Raw genomic sequence first — 16,584 nt, forward strand, 5'->3', positions numbered from 1 at the left:
ACATGAGCGTGGACGTGGGCGACAAGGCACCTTCCTTCACCTTGCCGGCGGATGGCGGCGGCAAGGTTTCGCTGAAGGATTTCAAGGGCAAAACGGTGGTGCTGTATTTCTATCCGAAGGACGATACCTCGGGCTGCACGGCGGAGGCTTGCGCCTTTCGCGACGCGCTGCCCGACTTCTCCAAGGTGGACGCGGAGATCGTCGGCATCTCGAAGGACCCGGTCAAAAAACACGACAAGTTCAAAGAGAAGTACGAGCTCAACTTTCCGCTGGCCTCCGACGAGGACGGTGCGGTGTGCGAGGCCTACGGCACATGGGTCGAGAAGAGCATGTATGGCCGAAAGTACATGGGCATCGAGCGCTCGACCTTCCTGATCGACGGCAAGGGCGTCGTGCGCAACGTGTGGCGCAAGGTGAAGGTGCCTGGTCACGCCGATGAGGTGCTGAAAGCCGCCGCGGCGCTGAAATAGCAGCGATGTTGCTCGGTCTTTCCCGCGGTTTCTGGGTGATGCTGGCTGTCGTTCTCGTGGTGACGGCCGGGGCCATCGTGCTGCCGAGGGCCTACCGCGTGGCGCTGCTCGCCTCGGGCTACATGGCTCAGACCTTATGCACCGGCGTCTTCGTTTCGGACCGCAGCTTCGACGACGTGATGGCGCAGGACCTGACCGGGCCCGGCTTCGGGCTCGCGGTGTTCTTTCAGCCGTCAGCCAATCCCAAAGCGGAGGCGGTCACCGTTTCCGCCAATGGCATCGCCACCCAGACCTCGCTCCACCGCGACGGCCTCGGCTGCACGTTGATCCACGACGTCAAGCCGGAGACATTGCGCGCGCAAAGCGCCGGACTGTTCTCAGCTGGCACCTCGACGAATAGCGATCCCGACAATGCTGCATTGTGGCCCGAAGGCGAAAGGGTCTTGGCCTGGTCGCCGCCGGACGGGGTGGACGGCGAGGCGCTCGCCGCGGCGATCGAGGACATCTTCGCCGAGCCAGATCCGGCCCATCCCCGCGGCACACGCGCGCTCCTGGTGGTGCATGAGGGCCGCATCGTGGCCGAGCGCTATGCCCCCGGCTTCGATGCATCGACGCCCTTGATCGGCTGGTCCATGTCCAAGGCCGCGACCAACGCGCTGGTCGGTATGCGGGTGATGGACGGGGCGATCAATTTGAACGACAGCGCGCTCTTGCCGGAATGGCGGGCGGTGGACGACCCGCGCCGCGCCATCACGCTGAACGAGCTGATGCGCATGACGAGCGGGCTCGCCTTCCAGGAGGACTATGGCAGCGATCTCAGCGATGTCGCCCAGATGCTGTTCGTGAACGGCGATGCTTCCGGGTTCGCCGCGTCGATGCCGCTCGTGCATGCACCCGGCACCAAATGGTCCTATTCGAGCGGAACCACCAACGTCATCGCCGGCGTCTTGCGCGAAACCTTCGCCAGCGAGCGCGACTATCTCCGCTTTCCGAACGCGCGGCTGTTCAAGCCGCTCGGCATGACCAGCGCCGTGCTCGCCCCGGACGCGGCCGGCACGTTTGTCGGCTCGTCCTTCCTCTATGCCTCGGCCCGGGACTGGGCGCGGCTCGGGCTTTTCTTCCTGCGCGACGGGGTGTGGCAGGGAAACCGGCTGTTGCCGGCGGGCTGGCTCGCCTATTCGCTTCGCCCAACGCCGCTGTCACCCGAGAACGAGTACGGGGCGCAAATGTGGCTCAAGCTGCCGCTGTCGCCTGGACTCGGCGAGCCGCCAATGCCGGACGACGGCTATTACATGCTTGGCTATCAAGGACAGGCGGTGGCGATTCTGCCGTCGCGCGATCTCGTCGTGGTGCGGCTCGGGCTGACACCGGACGGCGGCGACTGGGACACGGCGCGGAATCTCGCGCCGTTAGTCTACGCCTTTCCGGCGAAGGACGGCTGAACGAAAGCGGGACCGCACCGCCGTCCTAACGGCGCGGCCCGTTTCACTCTTCAATCCCTCGACGGCTTACTCAGCCGGCGTGGACGAGTCGTCCATGGATTCGTCGGGCATAGCCTCGGCCGGCTTGGCGGGCATTTCCTCGGCGGGCTTCGCCGGCTCGGCCTTGTCTTCCTTGCCGCCGCCACACTGGTTGGCCGACAGGCCGACGAGCGCAATTGCTGCCGCCGCGGCAATCAAAAGAAATCTGCGCATGATGCTGCCTTCTCCTCGTTGTACGCGCCGGTTATTTGCTCGTTAGATGGTTACTTGGCGCGAAGGGCGAAAATAGCCGAACCCGGGGTCAAAAACCACAGGATACCCAGACGATCCCCAGGTTGTACGGCTACGAAAACTTGGCGATTACACCCCCAAAACCCCTCGTCTGTTTTGCAGCGCAAGGCAGGCGCGGATCGCGCGATTAGCAGCTCAGGCGTCGAGCGTCTTCACGTACACGACCTTGCCGTCGCCCGGGCCGTAGAAGTCGGGCAAGCGCGCCTGCTCGGCGAAACCTTGCTGCTCATAGAAGCCGCGGGTCGGCGCGTAGCGGTCGGACGATGACGTGTCGGCGTAGATGCGCTTGGCCCCGGCCCGGCGCATGGCCGCTTCGGCCCGCGCATAGACTTGCGCGCCGAGCCCCTTGCCCTGCTCTTCGGGCGCCACGGCGATCCAGTAGAGATCGAACGATGCGTCCGTGCCATCGATCGGCCCGTAACAGGCGTAAGCCACGAGCGACGGCCCACGCTCGGCGAGCACGAAATGGTAGCCGGAGCGGATGCCCTTGGTGAGGCGCTCGGTCACGAGCTCGCCGGCGATGTCGACCTCCGCCGCGCTGAAGAAGCCCGTGCTGGTGACCAGCGAGCGGACACGCCCCACATCGTGGGCCATCACGGCGCTGCGCCATTCCAGCGCCTCGCGGGCGCGCTTAGCAGCGGGATCGTGCGGCATCACGGGCACGGCGGCGCGGGCGGTGGAATGACCAGCCACGAGGCCTGAGAAGAAATTGCGCGTATTGGTGCCCAGCGTGCGGACACGATAGCCGCCCTCCTGCACGACCAGCGTCGGATAGTTCTGCTCGCCGATCATGCGGCCGAGCTGCTCGAAGTCGCGGGCGCCGTTGGACCAGGTGCCGGTGGGGTCGCCGCGCGCCGTATCGAGCCCGAGCGAGACCACGAGATAGGCCGGAGCGAAGCGCTTGACGCGGCGTAGGGCCTCGGCGACCGCATTGCGGTGCTGCTCCGGGGTGATGTGCTCGGGCAGCGGAATGTTGAGATTGTAACCGCCGCCGGCGCGATCCCTGTCTCGTCGCGGAACCCGGCGAAATAGGGATAAGCGAAGCTCGGATGACCGTGCACCGAAACGGTGAGCACGTCGGCGCGGCTGTAGAAGATCTCTTGCTGGCCGTTACCGTGGTGATAGTCGATGTCGAGGATGGCGACCTTGCCGTAACGCGCCAGAAGATTCGCCGCGATGGCCGCGTTGTTGAAATAGCAGAAGCCGCCAAAGGCATGGGTCTCAGCGTGGTGGCCCGGCGGTCGCACCAAAGCGTAGGCGAGGCCGGCCCCTTCGAGCACCTTCTCGGCGGCGGTGAGCGAGCAGTCGACGGCCGAGCGGGCAGCGAGATAGGCGCTCTCGTTCAGCGGCGTGAAGGTATCGATGCAGTAATAGCCGGCGAGCACCGTCTCGTCCTTCGGCGGCCGCGCCGCGTTCCGCACCGGGAACACGTAAGGGTATATGGACTTCTTGGAGCCGGCGAGGAGGCATGCCTTGCGAATATAGTCGACGAGCCGACCGTCATGCACGGCGCGGATATGCCGGTCGGAGAAGCGCTTGGTCGGCAGCCGCTCGAACAGACCCGACGGCTCGAGCTCGGCCATGATCGAGCGGATGCGAACCGGTGCCTCCACATAGCCGCGGTCCTGCACATGGTGCAGCGTGTGCTCGTCGTTGAGAACGAGCGCGATGCGCGGCGCGCCGGGCTGTCGCACCTCACCCTTCGGCGCGCGCCGCGACTTGACGTAGCGGGGCGCACGCAAGACCACCGGATCGTCCTTGAACGAGTCCACCACGAGCTGCACGTAGCTGGCGGGCAGCTCGGCGTATTTCCGCTCGAGGATGGCGCGTACCACCTTCCTCGCCTTGTCGCGGCTCGGCAGATCGTTGGAGCCGAGAGGATCGAGCACGAGGTAAGGCGGATCGGTGGCGCCGGGCGTCACCGGCGTCTCATAGGCCGTGTTGACGATCGGGAAAGCACCGTAGCGCTCGTAGAATTTGAGCCGGCTCGCATTGTCCGCGCGGATCTCGGGGTTCGGGCTGAGCGCCGGATCGTCGGGCAGGCACTCGAAGTAGAGCTGGGTGCCGAGCGCGCGCGCCTCTTCGCGGACCCGCTCGTAGAGCGCCGCGCCGATGCCGCCGCCCATGCGGCCCTTGGCGGTCGAGATGATCTCCAGATAGGAAAAGCCGATATCCGGGAAGTAGAGCAGCAGAGCCACGCCGAGCGTCTGGTCGCGGCCGTTCTCCGCCACGAACAGCCGCGAGACGAAGCGGTGCTTCAGCGGGTTCGAGAGCTGGTCGGGCAGCTTGGCGATGTCCGCCTCCGGCATGCCCGAGAACTGCTCGCGCATGATCTTCTGCGCCGCCGCGATGGCTCCACGGTTCACGGCCGTCGTGGCGTCGGCGACTTTGCGGATGCGAAGCATCTCAGGCGCCGTGCATCAGGCAATCGCCCTAAGGCGGCCCAAGGGCGCTTCGACGATGGCCCCGATCATGTCGCGATAGGTGAGCCCGGCCTCGTGCGCCGCGGCGGCGAAGCCGGCATCCGGGGTCAGGCAGGGATTCATGTTGACCTCGAGGATGAACGGTTGCCCGGCCTCATCGACTCTGAAATCGACGCGCGCATAGCCCGTGACGCCGAACAGGGTCCAGCAGGCGCGCGCGTGGCGGGACAGCACCGCGGCAAGCCCGGGCTCGGCCCGTTCCACACCGAAGCGGCGCGGCGTGCCGTGAAGGCCGGGCTGTCCGGCGCCCATTTGGCGTCGTAGCCGACGATCTTTGCAGCGTCGGCGAAGCCCTCGAAGACGATCTCGGCGATGGGCAGCACTTGGACTCCGTCGTTGCACGCGAGCAGCGAGACGTTGAACTCGCGGCCCTCCACGAAGCCTTCCGCGAAATGCTCCGTTTGCCAGCGCGCGGTCCGCTCGGCGATGGCTTGCCGCGCCGCGGCGGCAGGCATCACCGAGGTGTCATCCATGCCGAGCGAGCCGTGCTCCCAGACCGGCTTGACGATGACCTTCGCCGCGGCATCGACCCCGTCGTCACCATTGGGCCATCGCCCATCCTCAGACCAGACCGGCGTCGGCAGGCCCTCATGGGCGAGCTTCAGCTTTGTGCCGACCTTGGACAGGGTGTCGAGCCAGGCGGTCGTGCATGCGCCCGTGTAGCGCAAGCCCAGCGCATCGAGGCGCGCGGGGACCATGGGCGCCAACCGTCCGTCTCCGTTCACCGCATCGACTAGGTTGAACACGACGAGCGGCCGGCGTGACGGCAACGCGTCAAGCCCGCCGAGATCGGGCATGAGACCGACGATCTCGGCGGCGTAGCCGAGCTCACGCAGCGCTAGCGTCACCGCTTCGGCCGCCAGGACCGTATCGATCTCGTCGGGGCGGCTTGCCGTTGCCGCGTGCAGGACGGAGATGAACCCTTTTGTCCCGGGTGCCATCAGGCCGTTCGCCGCAAGCGCTCCCTATCCGGCCGGGTGAGCCCGTAGCGCGCCAGCCCGGCGTCGAGGATCATACCGATCAGCGCGACGAATTCGATGCCGTTCTGGGCGGCGAGGATCGGCAAGTCCGAATGGGACGGGTGGAGCCCCGCGAGCGGATTGGCTTCGAGGAAGAAGGGCTCGCCCTTATCGTCGGAGCGGAAGTCGATGCGGGCGGTGTCGCGGCACTGCAGCGCGCGGTAGGCCGCAAGCGCCCGCGTCCCCGCCAACCGCGCCTCGTCGTCGTCGGCGCGGACGTAGGTCACCAGGTCCTCGCAGAGTTCCTTGTTGTGCAGCGAATAGACATTCGCCTCGGCCTGCGGCTTCAACAAGATCTCGCAGACGCCGATCACGCGGGCGTCGGTGCCGTTGCCGACGATCCCCACGGTGAACTCGCGGCCACCCAGATAGCGCTCGACCAAGGCCGGCTGACGGTAGCGCTCGATCACCTGTGTCACCGCCGCGTGAAGCTCGGCCCGGTTCCGCACCAGCGAGGCGCCTCGCAGCCTTTGCCGGTGCCCTCGGCGAGCGGCTTGACGAAGGCGGGGAACGCATCCCACCCACCGACCTCGGCGGCGCTCCGCTCCGCCACGGCGAAGGCCGGTGTCAACACGCCGGCATCGCGGACGAGCCGCTTGGCGATGGCCTTGTCGAGGGACGCGGCCATCGTCAGCGGGTCGGAGAACAGGTAAGGCTGGTCGAACAGCTCGCACAGCGCCGGCACCTGCGCCTCCCGAGCGCGGCCCTTCACGCCTTCGGCGATGGAGAAGACGAGGTCGAAGCGCTCCCCGGCCACGAGGCGCGCGGCAAGGGCCTGGCCCCGGCCGACGCGGATCGTCTCGCAGCCCAGCGTTTCCAGCGCACCGGCCAACTGGTCGATGGTGTCGATGCTATCGAACTCGGCCACCTCGTCCTCGGAGAAGCCGAGAGCGCGATAGTCGTCGCGCAGATCGTAGACCAGGGCGATGCGCATCAGCCTTCTCCCCGGTCGAGCGGCCGGTCCGCGCCGACGACGCCTTGCGGATCGTTGTAGCGGTAGGTGTTGCCCTCGAAATTGCGGAGGATGAGATCCTCGCCCTCACGGCCAACCACGTAGTCGGGCAGAAGCGGAATCTTGCCGCCACCGCCGGGCGCGTCGATCACATAGGTTGGCACGGCGTAGCCCGTGGTATGGCCGCGCAGGCCCTGCATGATCTCAAGACCCTTGTCGATGCTCGTGCGGAAATGCGACGAGCCGGTGATCGGGTCGCACTGATAGAGATAATAGGGCCGCACGCGGCGCATCAGCAGCCCGTGATAGAGCGTCTTCAGCGTCTCGACGGAGTCGTTGACGCCCTTCAGCAACACCGTCTGACTGCCGAGCGGGATGCCCGCGTCGGCGAGCCGGGTCACGGCCTCGGTCACCTCAGGCGAGAGCTCGGCCGGGTGGGTGAAGTGCAGGCTCATCCACAACGGGTGATGCTTCTTGAGCACGCGGATCAGCGAGCGGGTGATGCGCATGGGCAGCACCACCGGCACCTTGGTGCCGAGCCGCACGAACTCCACGTGCGGGATGCGGCGCAAGCGGCCGAGCAGATAGTCGAGCCGCTCGTCGGACAGGGTCAGCGGGTCGCCGCCCGAGATCAGCACATCGCGGATCTGCGGGTTGTCGGCGATGTAGTTGAGCGCGTCCTCCCATTGCGGCCGGCTGAACGAGTAGTCGCCGCCCGCCTCGCCGACCATGCGCGAGCGCGTGCAGTAGCGGCAATAGGTGGAGCAGAAACCCGTGGCGAGGAACAGCACGCGGTCTGGATAGCGATGCACCAGGCCGGGCACGGCGCTGTGGCCGTCCTCGCCGAGCGGATCGTCCGCCTCGCCCGGCGTCTTGAGATACTCGCTGCCGACGGGGATGTGCGTGCGGCGGAGCGGCTCCAGCGCGTCTTCTCGCGACATGAGGCTCGCATAATAGGGGGTGATGCCGAGCGGCAGCGAACCCTGATGGCGGGCGACGGCGTCACGCTCATCGTCCGACAACTCGAAGATGCGCGAAAGCTCCTCGAGCGAGCGGATCCTGCTTCTCGCCTGCCAGCGCCAGTCGTTCCACTGGGCGGGGTCGACGTGCGGGAAGAAGCGCTTGCGGAAGGCCCGCGTTCTTGGGCCGACGGGGAAGCGCTCGGTGCGCGCGGCGAGCACACCGAGGCCCGACCCGAGGCCGGGGGCCGCGGCGGGGGTGAGCAAGTTGATGGGACGATGTGTGTTGGGAAGGAGTTGATGTGCCGCCAGCGGGCGGCTCGGAGGCTCTTCAGCCTCTTCGCTCTGTAGCTTCATGAGAGATGCGTCCCCTCCGGGGCTTTGACCGGCCGATGGTGGCGCCAACCGCCGACTCTGGACCGCTCAAAATGCGCAGGTCATTTCATCGAGCTTGATGGCATTTTCAAGTGGGAAAATCGGCGGAAGGGGGACTGGGGCGATTTTTTTCTTTTGCCGCCTCGGGCGCTCGCCGGCCGTCGTTTGGCGCCATCCCGGGCGAGGTGCACTCGGGCAAGCGGGGGGCCGCATCGCCATGAGGGATGCAGCCCCGTTGGGCGCTCTTGTCGATGACGCGTCAGATCACTCGACGACGACTTCGCTGATCTGGATGACCGGGGCGAGGTCGGTGTAGTTCGGGATATCCGCCAGGATCTCTCCGGCATGGGGGCCGAAGCCCGCCTGAAAGCTCTCGATCGAGTCGCAGAAGATGTGACACATGCCGACATAGGTGGGCGGGCTGCCGGGCTCGCCTCCGGCAATGCCCTTGTCGACCGTGTAGCGAAGGCAGGCATCGCCCATCTTCTCCGCCACCATGGGCATGTGCTTCTCGGCGTAATAGGCGTGGTCGAATCTCGCGCCCGGCTGGTTGGGATAAAACACGCTAACTTTGATCATCATCTCTCCTCGAATTGCCCCTGTGCCCGGTCTCACCTAGCATAGGACGGACAAGAAGCCATGCTCCAAAGGAGCGGCAACCGGGAGGCTGTGATCCAATTCGATCACGGTGCGTTCACGCGGGATTGTGCGGTCGTGCCGTGGTGAGTTGCATGGCGATCGGCTACTCTGCGGCGCAGCCGAAACGAAATCGCTCCAAAGACTCGCTGCCGCTTCCCATTCCCATGAGAGCGCCATGGCACTGGCCGAGGAACATCACCAAGCAAAGTCTGCCGGACGGCTCGTCTACCGGCAGTCGGTCTGGACGCGGGCGACCCATTGGATCTGGGCCATAAGTCTGTTCTTCCTCCTGCTGTCAGGGCTACAGATCTTCAATGCCCACTCGACGCTCTATATCGGCCAGCAGAGCGGATTTGCCTTCGACAATTCCGTTCTTTCTATGGGAGCGGTCCGGACGCCCGAAGGGCTGGCGGGCCGAACCACCGTCCTCGGCGATCAGTTCGACACAACCGGGGTGTTCGGGGTCAGTGGGACATCTGAGAATCCCCAAGTTCGAGGCTTTCCCGCGGCGCTGACCCTCCCGTCCTACCGCGATCTGGCGACGGGCCGCGTGGTCCATTTCTTCTTCGCCTGGATGTTGGTCGTGACGCTTCTCGTCTGGCTCATCGCCAGCCTCGTGAACGGCCACCTTCGCCGGGATCTCGCCCCGACAGGCCGAGATCTCGCCCATCTGCCGCGAGACGTCGCCGATCACGCGCGCCTTCGCTTCCACCACACAGGAAAATACAACGTCCTGCAAAAACTGAGCTACTGCATCGTGTTCTTCGTGCTGTTCCCGCTCATCGTCTTGACCGGGCTCACGATGAGCCCGGGCATGGACGCCGCTTGGCCTTGGCTCCTGGACGTCTTCGGCGGGCGGCAGACGGCACGCACGATTCACTTCGTGGCGATGATGCTGCTCGTCGCCTTTTTCCTCGTGCACATCATCATGGTGTTCGCAGCCGGCCCGATCAACGAGCTGCGCTCGATGATCACCGGCTGGTATCGCACCGACCCCGAGACCAAGAGGGACTCCGCGTCATGAGCAAAGCCATCCTCACCCGCCGGCGACTTCTGGGCATCGGCGCCGCCGGCGCGTCGTCGCTGATGCTCGGCGGTTGCGATGCATTCGATTTTCTCGGCGACCGCAGCGGCAATGTTCGCGACGTCCTCAAGAAGGCGAACGACGTGACGTATTACGTGCAGCGCTTTTTGATCGGCGATGCGCTGGCGCCTGAGTATGCGGAAAGCGAGGTCCGTCAGGGCCAAAAGCCCAACGGATCGACGAATCCGACCTCGACGGAATACTTAGCGCTGAAGGCCAACGATTTCGCCGACTACCGGCTTTCCGTCACCGGGCTCGTGGAAACGCCGAAGAGCTATTCCTTGGCCGAGCTGCGCAACATGCCGTCGCGCACGCAGATCACGCGCCACGACTGCGTCGAGGGCTGGAGCTGCATCGCGAAATGGACGGGCACGCCGCTGTCCGTCGTGCTCGACGAGGTGAAGCTGAAGCCCGCCGCCCGCTATCTCGTATTCCATTGCTACGACAACATGGGCAGCGGAGCATCCGGACCGAATTTCTATTATGAAAGCTGCGATCTGGCGGATGCGCGGCACCCCCAGACGATCCTGGCTTACGGTCTCAATAACGAGACGCTTCCCGTCCCCAACGGAGCGCCGGTGCGCGTGCGGATCGAGCGGCAGCTCGGTTACAAGCAGCCCAAATACATCCACACCATCGAGGCGGTGAGCGGCTTTGCCGCGATCGGCAAGGGTAAGGGCGGCTATTGGGAAGACCGCGGCTACGAGTGGTACGCGGGGATCTAAAGGGAAGGTTTTGGCGCACCCGACAGGATTCGAACCTGTGACCTCTGCCTTCGGAGGGCAGCGCTCTATCCAACTGAGCTACGGGTGCGTCGCGGAGCGAACCTAGCCAAACCCGAGAAACTAAGCAACGGCGGGGCTCCGGCAGCGGCATCCCTGCACCGCCGCCATTTTCCGTTCTAGCCTGCTCCTTGCAACATATTCCGGGAGGCGTCCCATGCCGGGACGGCGCGCGGAGACGAGGCATGGAAATCAACCAGAATCGCGTGGCGTGGGTCGACTACGCCAAGGGATTCTGCATCGTCATGGTGGTGATGATGCATTCCACCCTCGGCGTTGAGGAGGCCGCGGGCAGACCAGTTGGATGGGAACCCTGGTGGCCTTCGCCAAGCCGTTCCGCATGCCCGACTTTTTTCTCATTTCGGGACTCTTTCTCGCCCGGGTGATCGACCGGCCGTGGCGCGCCTATCTCGACACCAAGGTCGTCCATTTCGCCTATTTCTACGTCCTGTGGGTGACCATCCAGTTCGCCTTCAAGGCGCCGGGCTTCGCCGGCGATCTCGGCTGGGGCGGGGTGGCGCAAGCCTACGCGCTCGCCTTCGTCGAGCCATTCGGGACGCTCTGGTTCATCTACCTCCTGCCCATCTTCTTCGTGGCAACCAAGCTGGCCCGCGACATGCCGCAGGGACTGGTCTGGATGAGCGCGGCCTTTCTGCAGATGTCTGGCGTGGATACGGGATGGACCGTCGTGGACGAGTTCTGCTCCCGCTTCGTCTATTTCTATACCGGCTACGTGATGGCGCCCTATGTGTTCGACTTCGCCGCCACCGTGGTCGGCAATCGGCGCGATGCGCTCCTGTTTCTCGCCGCCTGGGCTCTGTTCGAGGCGGTGATGGTGTTTGGCGGCTATTCCGAGCTGCCGGTCGCCGGGCTCGGTCTCGGCCTGCTCGGCGCGCTCGCCGTGGTCGCGGCGTCGGCGCTGCTGTCGACGCAAGGCTGGGCGCTGCCGCTACGCTATGCCGGCCAGAACTCGATCGTTGTCTATCTGGCCTTCTTCCTGCCCATGGCCACGACCCGGGCCGTGCTTCTCAAATTCGCGCCTGGCCTCGATCTCGGGCTCGTCGCCCTCATCGTCACGGCGGCGGGCGTGGTGACCCCTCTCCTCCTCCATGCGCTGGTGAGGAACACGCAAGCCCGCTTCCTGTTCGAGCGCCCGGGCTGGGCGAAGCTGCCGCCGCGCGCGCCGCAGACCGCGGAAGCCACTGCCTAGGCACGCGGTTAATCCTTTCCTCCCCTCTGATCCATGTTCGGCCATTCCCGCCGCCATGTCGCGGCGATCGGCGTCCCAGTCATCACGGCGTGACTTGACGGGAGGAAGCATTGGCGTAGGTATTCGTCTAACGACGAAAGGCTGGGCAAGCCTATGGCCAAGAAAAAGATCATCGTGATTGGCGGCGGTTTTGGCGGCGTGTTTGCCGCCAAGTCGCTGGAGAAGCTCGGACGCGGCACGCTCGACGTCGAGCTCGTCAACAACAACAACTATTTCGTGTTCCAGCCGTTGCTACCCGAGGTGGCCGCGTCGAGCATCAACTCCGCCGATGCGGTGGTGCCGCTCCGCCAGCTGTTGAGCAACGTCCAGGTGCGCCAGGCGCGCGTCATGGGTATCGACTTCGCCAAGAAGACCGTGATCGTGATGCAGGGCGCCCGCATGACGCCCGTCGAGCTCAAATATGACGAGCTGGTCATGGCGCTCGGCACCGGAGTCGATCTCAATCGCATTCCCGGCATGGCCGACCACGCGCTGACCATGAAGGATCTCACCGACGCGCATCGCTTGCGGACCCACGTCATCGGCTGCCTCGAGACGGCGGACGTGACGACGGAGGCCGAGGTGAAGCAGCAGCTGCTGACCTTCATCGTGGCGGGCGCCGGCTTCTCCGGCGTCGAGACCGCGGCCGAGGTACGGCAGCTCGTCAGCCGGGCGCTGCGCTATTACCCGAACATCAAGCCCGATGAGATCCGCATGTATCTTATCGAGTACGCCGATCGCATCCTCCCGACCTTCCCAGCCGATCTGGCCGAATACGCGACGACGCAGCTCAGGAGCCAGGGCATCGACGTGCTGACCGGCGTCGGCACCAAGTCCGCCACCTCCACGGGCGTCGAACTGACCGATGGCCGCAAGATCAACTCCTCGACCATCGTCGCCACCATCGGCAACGGGCCGCATCCGCTGGTCTCGATGCTCGGCCTCGACATGCAGTGGGGCCGCATCAAAACGGACCGCTTCATGCGCGTGCCGGGCCAGGAGCATGTTTGGGCGCTCGGCGACGCCGCCCTCATTCCGCTGGTCGACAATCCGCAGGAAGACCCGGTCGACTACGCCACGCAGACGGCGCAGTTCGCCGTGCGGGAAGGCCATCAGCTCGCCGGCAATATCTTCGCCAAGCTCAACGGCAAGGAGCTCAAGCCCTTCGCATATGAGTCGAAAGGCTCGCTCGCCTCGCTCGGCATGAGCAAGGCCGTGGCCGACGTCTACGGCATCAAGCTGTCCGGCACCTTCGCCTGGCTGCTGTGGCGCGGGTTCTACCTGTCGTTCCTGCCCGGGATCGCCGCCAAGTTCCGCGTTGGCATGAACTGGATCCTAAACTCCATCATGCCGCCGAATATCGTGCAGCTCAGGATGCCGCCGCCGGCGACCCGCTACATCCACTTTTGGAAGGGCGACAAGGTGTTCGAGCCGGGCATGCTGATCGACGGCTTCTATACGGTGATCAACGGCTCCTTCAAGCTGACCATCGACAACCCCGACACGGGCGAGCATTTCGAGAAGGTGTTCGGCCCGGGCGAGCATTTCGGCGAACGGGTGCTGGTCAAGTCGGAGCTCAGGACCGGGCTGGTCGAGGCGCTGGAGGACGGGCTGCTGCTATTTATCGCCCAGAAGGACTTCACCCGGTTCGCCACGGCCTTCCCCTTCCTCGACAACTATTTCAAAGAGTATATCGAGAAGACCTTCGGCGGCGCGGACAAGGCTTTCGCCCCGGGCTCGACCAACCAGCGCAAGCAGCTGGCAAAGACCCGTTAGCCCCCGCAAGAGGGCCGTGGATGAGGCGGCGAACTGACTCCCTTGGCCGCGCCGCAATCCCTATATTCCCTCATCATGACAACCAAAAAGACCACCACCCCCGCCGCCGGCAAGCCGGTCGCGAAAGGGGACCACGTCTACCTCATTGACGGCTCCGGCTATATTTTCCGCGCCTATCACGCGCTGCCGCCCCTGACGCGGCCCTCGGACGGGCTGCCCGTGGGAGCGGTGCACGGCTTTTGCGGCATGCTGTGGAAGCTCTTGCGGGAGACGGGCGAGCTGGCGCCGCCGACCCATATGGCGGTCGTCCTCGACTACTCCGCCAAGACCTTCCGCAACGATCTGTTCGACGGCTACAAGGCGAACCGGTCGGAGACCCCCGAGGACCTGATCCCGCAATTTCCGCTGGTGCGCGACGCGGTGCGCGCCTTCAACGTCTCTTGCGTCGAGAAGGAAGGCTTCGAGGCCGACGACCTCATCGCCACCTACGCCTTTCAGGCGCTCGAGGCGGGCGCGACGGTGACCATCGTGTCGTCGGACAAGGATTTGATGCAGATCGTCCGCCCCGGCATCGTCATGTACGACACCATGAAGAACAAGGTGATCGATGAGGAAGGCGTGGCCGAGAAGTTCGGCGTGCCGCCGGAGAAGGTCGTCGACGTGCAGGCGCTAATCGGCGATTCATCCGACAACGTGCCGGGCGTGCCGGGTATCGGCGTGAAAACAGCGGCGCTGCTCATCAACGAATATGGCGATCTCGACACGCTGCTGGCGCGCGCCGAGGAGATCAAGCAGCAGAAGCGGCGCGAGAACCTCATCACCTTCGCCGATCAGGCGCGGCTGTCGCGGACGCTGGTCACGCTCGACACCCATGTCGATCTCGACGTGTCGCTGGCCGAGACGGCGGTGCATCAGCCCGACACCGAGGCGCTGACCGCCTTCATGCGGCAGATGGAATTCTCCACCCTGCTGCGGCGCGTGGCCGAAGGCTTGGGCGCGCCGCTCCCCGAGGGCGAGGCGAAGCCCGCCACGGCGCGCAAGAAGAAGGACGACTACGATCATCCGTTGCGGCGCAGCCCCCGCGGCGAGGCCGGACCGGCGCGCGACGTCGAGGTTCAAGGCGGCTCGCCGGCGGAGCTCGCCATCGAGCGGGCGAGCAAGCTCGAGGGCGTGCCCTTCGACCGGGCCAATTACGAGACGGTGACGGAGATTCAGCGCCTCATCGATCTGTTGGAGACCGCGCGCTTCCAGGGCCATTTCGCCTTCCGGGTGAAGCTCAACGGCAGCGACCCCATGCTGGGCGAGATCGCCGGCGTGGCGCTGGCGCTGGTGCCCGGTCACGCGGCCTATGTGCCGCTCGCGCACCGTGCAGGCGACGAGCTCGATCTCGGCGGCGAGACCACCGTAACGCAAATCCCCGTGCGCGAGGCGCTGGACGCCTTGAAGCCGGTTCTCGAGGACGAGGCCGTGCTCAAGATCGTGCAGAACGCCAAGGCCGATATCGTCGCGCTCGGCCGCTACGGCATCGCGCTTCAAGCGATCGACGATCCCTGCCTCATGTCCTACGCGCTCGACGCGGGCCGCGCCGAGCATCTGCCGGGCAAGCTCGCCGGCTCGCTGCTCGGCTACACGTGCCTCACCGAAAAAGAGGTGATGGGGACCGGCAAGGCGGCGGTTGCCTTCGACCGGGTCGCGGTCGAGCGCGCCACGGAATATGCCGGCGAGGAGACCGATCTCGGCCTGCGGCTGTGGACGATCCTGAAACCCCGCCTTGCCGCCGAATCCGTCACCACGGTCTATGAGACGCTGGAGCGGCCGCTCGCACCCGTGCTCGCCGAGATGGAGCGCGCCGGCGTCAAGGTCGACCGCGCCACGCTGGCGAGCCTGTCCGGCGCTTTCGCCCAGACCATCGCCCGGCTCGAGGACGAGATCCGGGAGCTGGCGGGCGAGGACTTCAATGTCGGCTCGCCCAAGCAGCTCGGCGAGATCCTGTTCGACAAGATGAGCCTCGCAGGCGGGCGGCGCACCAAGACCGGCGCGTGGAGCACCGACGCCGCGACCCTCGAGGAGCTTGCCGCGCAAGGTCACGAGCTGCCGCGCAAGGTGCTCGACTGGCGCCTCGTCGCCAAGCTCAAGAGCACCTACACCGACGCGCTGCCCACCTATATCCACCCGGAGACGGGCCGCGTGCACACCTCCTACGCGCTGGCCGCGACGACCACGGGGCGGCTGTCCTCGGTTGAGCCGAATCTACAGAACATCCCCGTGCGCACCTCCGAAGGCCGCTCCATCCGCAAGGCCTTCGTCGCCGATAAGGGCAAGAAGCTGATCAGCGCTGACTACAGCCAGATCGAGCTACGCGTGCTGGCCCACATGGCGGACACGCCCACCTTGCGCCAAGCCTTCGCCGACGGGCTCGACATTCACGCGATGACCGCGTCGGAGATGTTCGGCGTGCCCATCGAGGGCATGGACCCGAACGTGCGCCGCAAGGCAAAGGCGATCAATTTCGGCATCATCTACGGCATCTCCGCCTTCGGGCTCGGCAACCAGCTCGGCATCCCGCGCGGCGAAGCGGCCGATTACATCAACACCTATTTCGAGCGCTTCCCGGGCATCCGCGACTACATGGAGGCGATGAAGGCGGAGGCCCGGCGCACCGGCTACGTGAAGACGCTGTTCGGGCGCAAGATCCACTATCCCGAGATCAACACCAAGAACCCGTCCTTGCGCGGCAATTACGAGCGCGCCGCCATCACGGCGCCGATCCAGGGCTCGGCCGCGGACATCATCCGTCGCGCCATGATCCGCATGGCGGCGGCGCTCGCCGAGGCGGGCCTGCAAGCGCGCATGCTGCTGCAAGTGCATGACGAGCTGATCTTCGAGGCGCCGGAGGACGAGGCCGACAAGACCATGGAGGTGGCACAAGCCATCATGGAGAACGCGGCCGAGCCGGCATTGCGCTTACAGGTGCCGCTGAAGGTGGACGCGCGGGCCGCCGACAATTGGGAGGCCGCGCATTAG

The 16,584-nt window shown here is 65.6% G+C and carries 14 protein-coding genes, 1 tRNA gene and 2 pseudogenes; 7 read left to right on the top strand and 10 right to left on the bottom strand.

Annotated elements, in window-relative coordinates; all coding sequences use genetic code 11:
* Window positions 1-2: 2 nt before the first annotated feature.
* Together bcp and AUC69_RS01690 are read left to right on the top strand one after the other, a co-directional pair.
* Window positions 3-470 carry a thioredoxin-dependent thiol peroxidase gene (gene bcp, locus AUC69_RS01685; protein WP_069440604.1) on the top strand — a complete coding sequence of 156 codons (468 nt, stop codon included), beginning with the start codon at window positions 3-5 and terminating at the stop codon, window positions 468-470.
* 5 nt (window positions 471-475) lie between these two features.
* A complete protein-coding gene (locus AUC69_RS01690; protein ID WP_069440605.1) occupies window positions 476-1,912 on the top strand; it encodes a serine hydrolase domain-containing protein in 1,437 nt (478 codons plus the stop codon).
* Window positions 1,913-1,978: 66 nt separating this feature from the next.
* Here the strand turns inward: AUC69_RS01690 and AUC69_RS16795 are convergent, their stop codons facing one another.
* The 9 genes and pseudogenes from AUC69_RS16795 to AUC69_RS01715 form a co-directional block, all read right to left on the bottom strand.
* Window positions 1,979-2,164 (bottom strand): hypothetical protein, encoded by a 186-nt coding sequence (locus tag AUC69_RS16795; RefSeq protein WP_141700522.1) that lies wholly within the window; start codon window positions 2,162-2,164, stop codon window positions 1,979-1,981.
* Window positions 2,165-2,377: 213 nt separating this feature from the next.
* Complete coding sequence (locus AUC69_RS19545) at window positions 2,378-2,896, bottom strand: GNAT family N-acetyltransferase (RefSeq protein ID WP_425283498.1); 519 nt, start codon at window positions 2,894-2,896, stop codon at window positions 2,378-2,380.
* Window positions 2,897-2,998: 102 nt separating this feature from the next.
* A pseudogene (locus tag AUC69_RS18870) lies at window positions 2,999-4,647 on the bottom strand (hypothetical protein); the annotation flags it as partial.
* Window positions 4,648-4,662: 15 nt separating this feature from the next.
* Window positions 4,663-4,899: a D-alanine--D-alanine ligase family protein gene (locus tag AUC69_RS18875; RefSeq protein WP_158007977.1), complete on the bottom strand. Its 237-nt coding sequence runs from the start codon at window positions 4,897-4,899 to the stop codon at window positions 4,663-4,665.
* Window positions 4,785-5,666, bottom strand: coding sequence for a D-alanine--D-alanine ligase family protein (locus AUC69_RS18880; RefSeq protein WP_141700523.1), 882 nt, complete (start codon window positions 5,664-5,666; stop codon window positions 4,785-4,787). Before AUC69_RS18880 ends, AUC69_RS18875 begins: the two co-directional genes overlap by 115 nt.
* A complete protein-coding gene (locus AUC69_RS17815) occupies window positions 5,666-6,193 on the bottom strand; it encodes a D-alanine--D-alanine ligase family protein (protein ID WP_204377232.1) in 528 nt (175 codons plus the stop codon). Before AUC69_RS17815 ends, AUC69_RS18880 begins: the two co-directional genes overlap by 1 nt.
* Window positions 6,160-6,678 carry a D-alanine--D-alanine ligase family protein gene (locus tag AUC69_RS17820; protein ID WP_204377233.1) on the bottom strand — a complete coding sequence of 173 codons (519 nt, stop codon included), beginning with the start codon at window positions 6,676-6,678 and terminating at the stop codon, window positions 6,160-6,162. Before AUC69_RS17820 ends, AUC69_RS17815 begins: the two co-directional genes overlap by 34 nt.
* The gene (locus tag AUC69_RS01710) at window positions 6,678-8,012 is read right to left on the bottom strand and encodes a KamA family radical SAM protein (protein WP_069440606.1); all 1,335 of its coding nucleotides are present in this window, start codon (window positions 8,010-8,012) and stop codon (window positions 6,678-6,680) included. Before AUC69_RS01710 ends, AUC69_RS17820 begins: the two co-directional genes overlap by 1 nt.
* Before the next feature lie 282 nt (window positions 8,013-8,294).
* Complete coding sequence (locus tag AUC69_RS01715; protein WP_069440706.1) at window positions 8,295-8,609, bottom strand: EthD family reductase; 315 nt, start codon at window positions 8,607-8,609, stop codon at window positions 8,295-8,297.
* 235 nt (window positions 8,610-8,844) lie between these two features.
* Between AUC69_RS01715 and AUC69_RS01720 the strand changes: the two genes are divergently transcribed.
* Together AUC69_RS01720 and AUC69_RS01725 are read left to right on the top strand one after the other, a co-directional pair.
* On the top strand, window positions 8,845-9,693 hold the full coding sequence (locus tag AUC69_RS01720; protein WP_069440607.1) for a cytochrome b/b6 domain-containing protein: 849 nt from the start codon (window positions 8,845-8,847) through the stop codon (window positions 9,691-9,693).
* Entirely contained in the window at window positions 9,690-10,478 is a 789-nt protein-coding gene (locus tag AUC69_RS01725; RefSeq protein ID WP_069440608.1) for a molybdopterin-binding protein, read from the top strand. The genes AUC69_RS01720 and AUC69_RS01725 overlap by 4 nt, the downstream gene beginning before the upstream one ends.
* A gap of 11 nt (window positions 10,479-10,489) precedes the next feature.
* On the opposite strand, the gene AUC69_RS01730 is transcribed toward AUC69_RS01725, so the two are convergent.
* A tRNA-Arg gene (locus AUC69_RS01730) sits at window positions 10,490-10,566 on the bottom strand.
* Window positions 10,567-10,720: 154 nt separating this feature from the next.
* Between AUC69_RS01730 and AUC69_RS01735 the strand changes: the two are divergent.
* From AUC69_RS01735 to polA, 3 genes and pseudogenes are all read left to right on the top strand, one after another.
* Window positions 10,721-11,745 (top strand): annotated as a pseudogene (locus tag AUC69_RS01735) (acyltransferase family protein).
* Between the two features lie 153 nt (window positions 11,746-11,898).
* Window positions 11,899-13,560 (top strand): FAD-dependent oxidoreductase, encoded by a 1,662-nt coding sequence (locus AUC69_RS01740; RefSeq protein WP_069440609.1) that lies wholly within the window; start codon window positions 11,899-11,901, stop codon window positions 13,558-13,560.
* 75 nt (window positions 13,561-13,635) lie between these two features.
* Window positions 13,636-16,584 (top strand): DNA polymerase I, encoded by a 2,949-nt coding sequence (gene polA / locus AUC69_RS01745; RefSeq protein ID WP_069440610.1) that lies wholly within the window; start codon window positions 13,636-13,638, stop codon window positions 16,582-16,584.

The organism is Methyloceanibacter superfactus (genome assembly GCF_001723305.1).
Taxonomy (GTDB): Bacteria; Pseudomonadota; Alphaproteobacteria; order Rhizobiales; family Methyloligellaceae; genus Methyloceanibacter; species Methyloceanibacter superfactus.

Excerpts from the sequence above, each read along its gene's own strand:
- AUC69_RS16795 (WP_141700522.1), bottom strand. The coding sequence starts at position 2,164 with ATGCGCAGATTTCTTTTGATTGCCGCGGCGGCAGCAATTGCGCTCGTC.
- AUC69_RS18880 (WP_141700523.1), bottom strand. The coding sequence starts at position 5,666 with ATGGCACCCGGGACAAAAGGGTTCATCTCCGTCCTGCACGCGGCAACG.
- AUC69_RS01725 (WP_069440608.1), top strand. The coding sequence starts at position 9,690 with ATGAGCAAAGCCATCCTCACCCGCCGGCGACTTCTGGGCATCGGCGCC.
- polA (WP_069440610.1), top strand. The coding sequence starts at position 13,636 with ATGACAACCAAAAAGACCACCACCCCCGCCGCCGGCAAGCCGGTCGCG.
- AUC69_RS01715 (WP_069440706.1), bottom strand. The coding sequence starts at position 8,609 with ATGATCAAAGTTAGCGTGTTTTATCCCAACCAGCCGGGCGCGAGATTC.
- bcp (WP_069440604.1), top strand. The coding sequence starts at position 3 with ATGAGCGTGGACGTGGGCGACAAGGCACCTTCCTTCACCTTGCCGGCG.
- AUC69_RS01690 (WP_069440605.1), top strand. The coding sequence starts at position 476 with ATGTTGCTCGGTCTTTCCCGCGGTTTCTGGGTGATGCTGGCTGTCGTT.
- AUC69_RS01720 (WP_069440607.1), top strand. The coding sequence starts at position 8,845 with ATGGCACTGGCCGAGGAACATCACCAAGCAAAGTCTGCCGGACGGCTC.
- AUC69_RS01740 (WP_069440609.1), top strand. The coding sequence starts at position 11,899 with ATGGCCAAGAAAAAGATCATCGTGATTGGCGGCGGTTTTGGCGGCGTG.
- AUC69_RS17820 (WP_204377233.1), bottom strand. The coding sequence starts at position 6,678 with ATGCGCATCGCCCTGGTCTACGATCTGCGCGACGACTATCGCGCTCTC.
- AUC69_RS19545 (WP_425283498.1), bottom strand. The coding sequence starts at position 2,896 with ATGCCGCACGATCCCGCTGCTAAGCGCGCCCGCGAGGCGCTGGAATGG.
- AUC69_RS01710 (WP_069440606.1), bottom strand. The coding sequence starts at position 8,012 with ATGAAGCTACAGAGCGAAGAGGCTGAAGAGCCTCCGAGCCGCCCGCTG.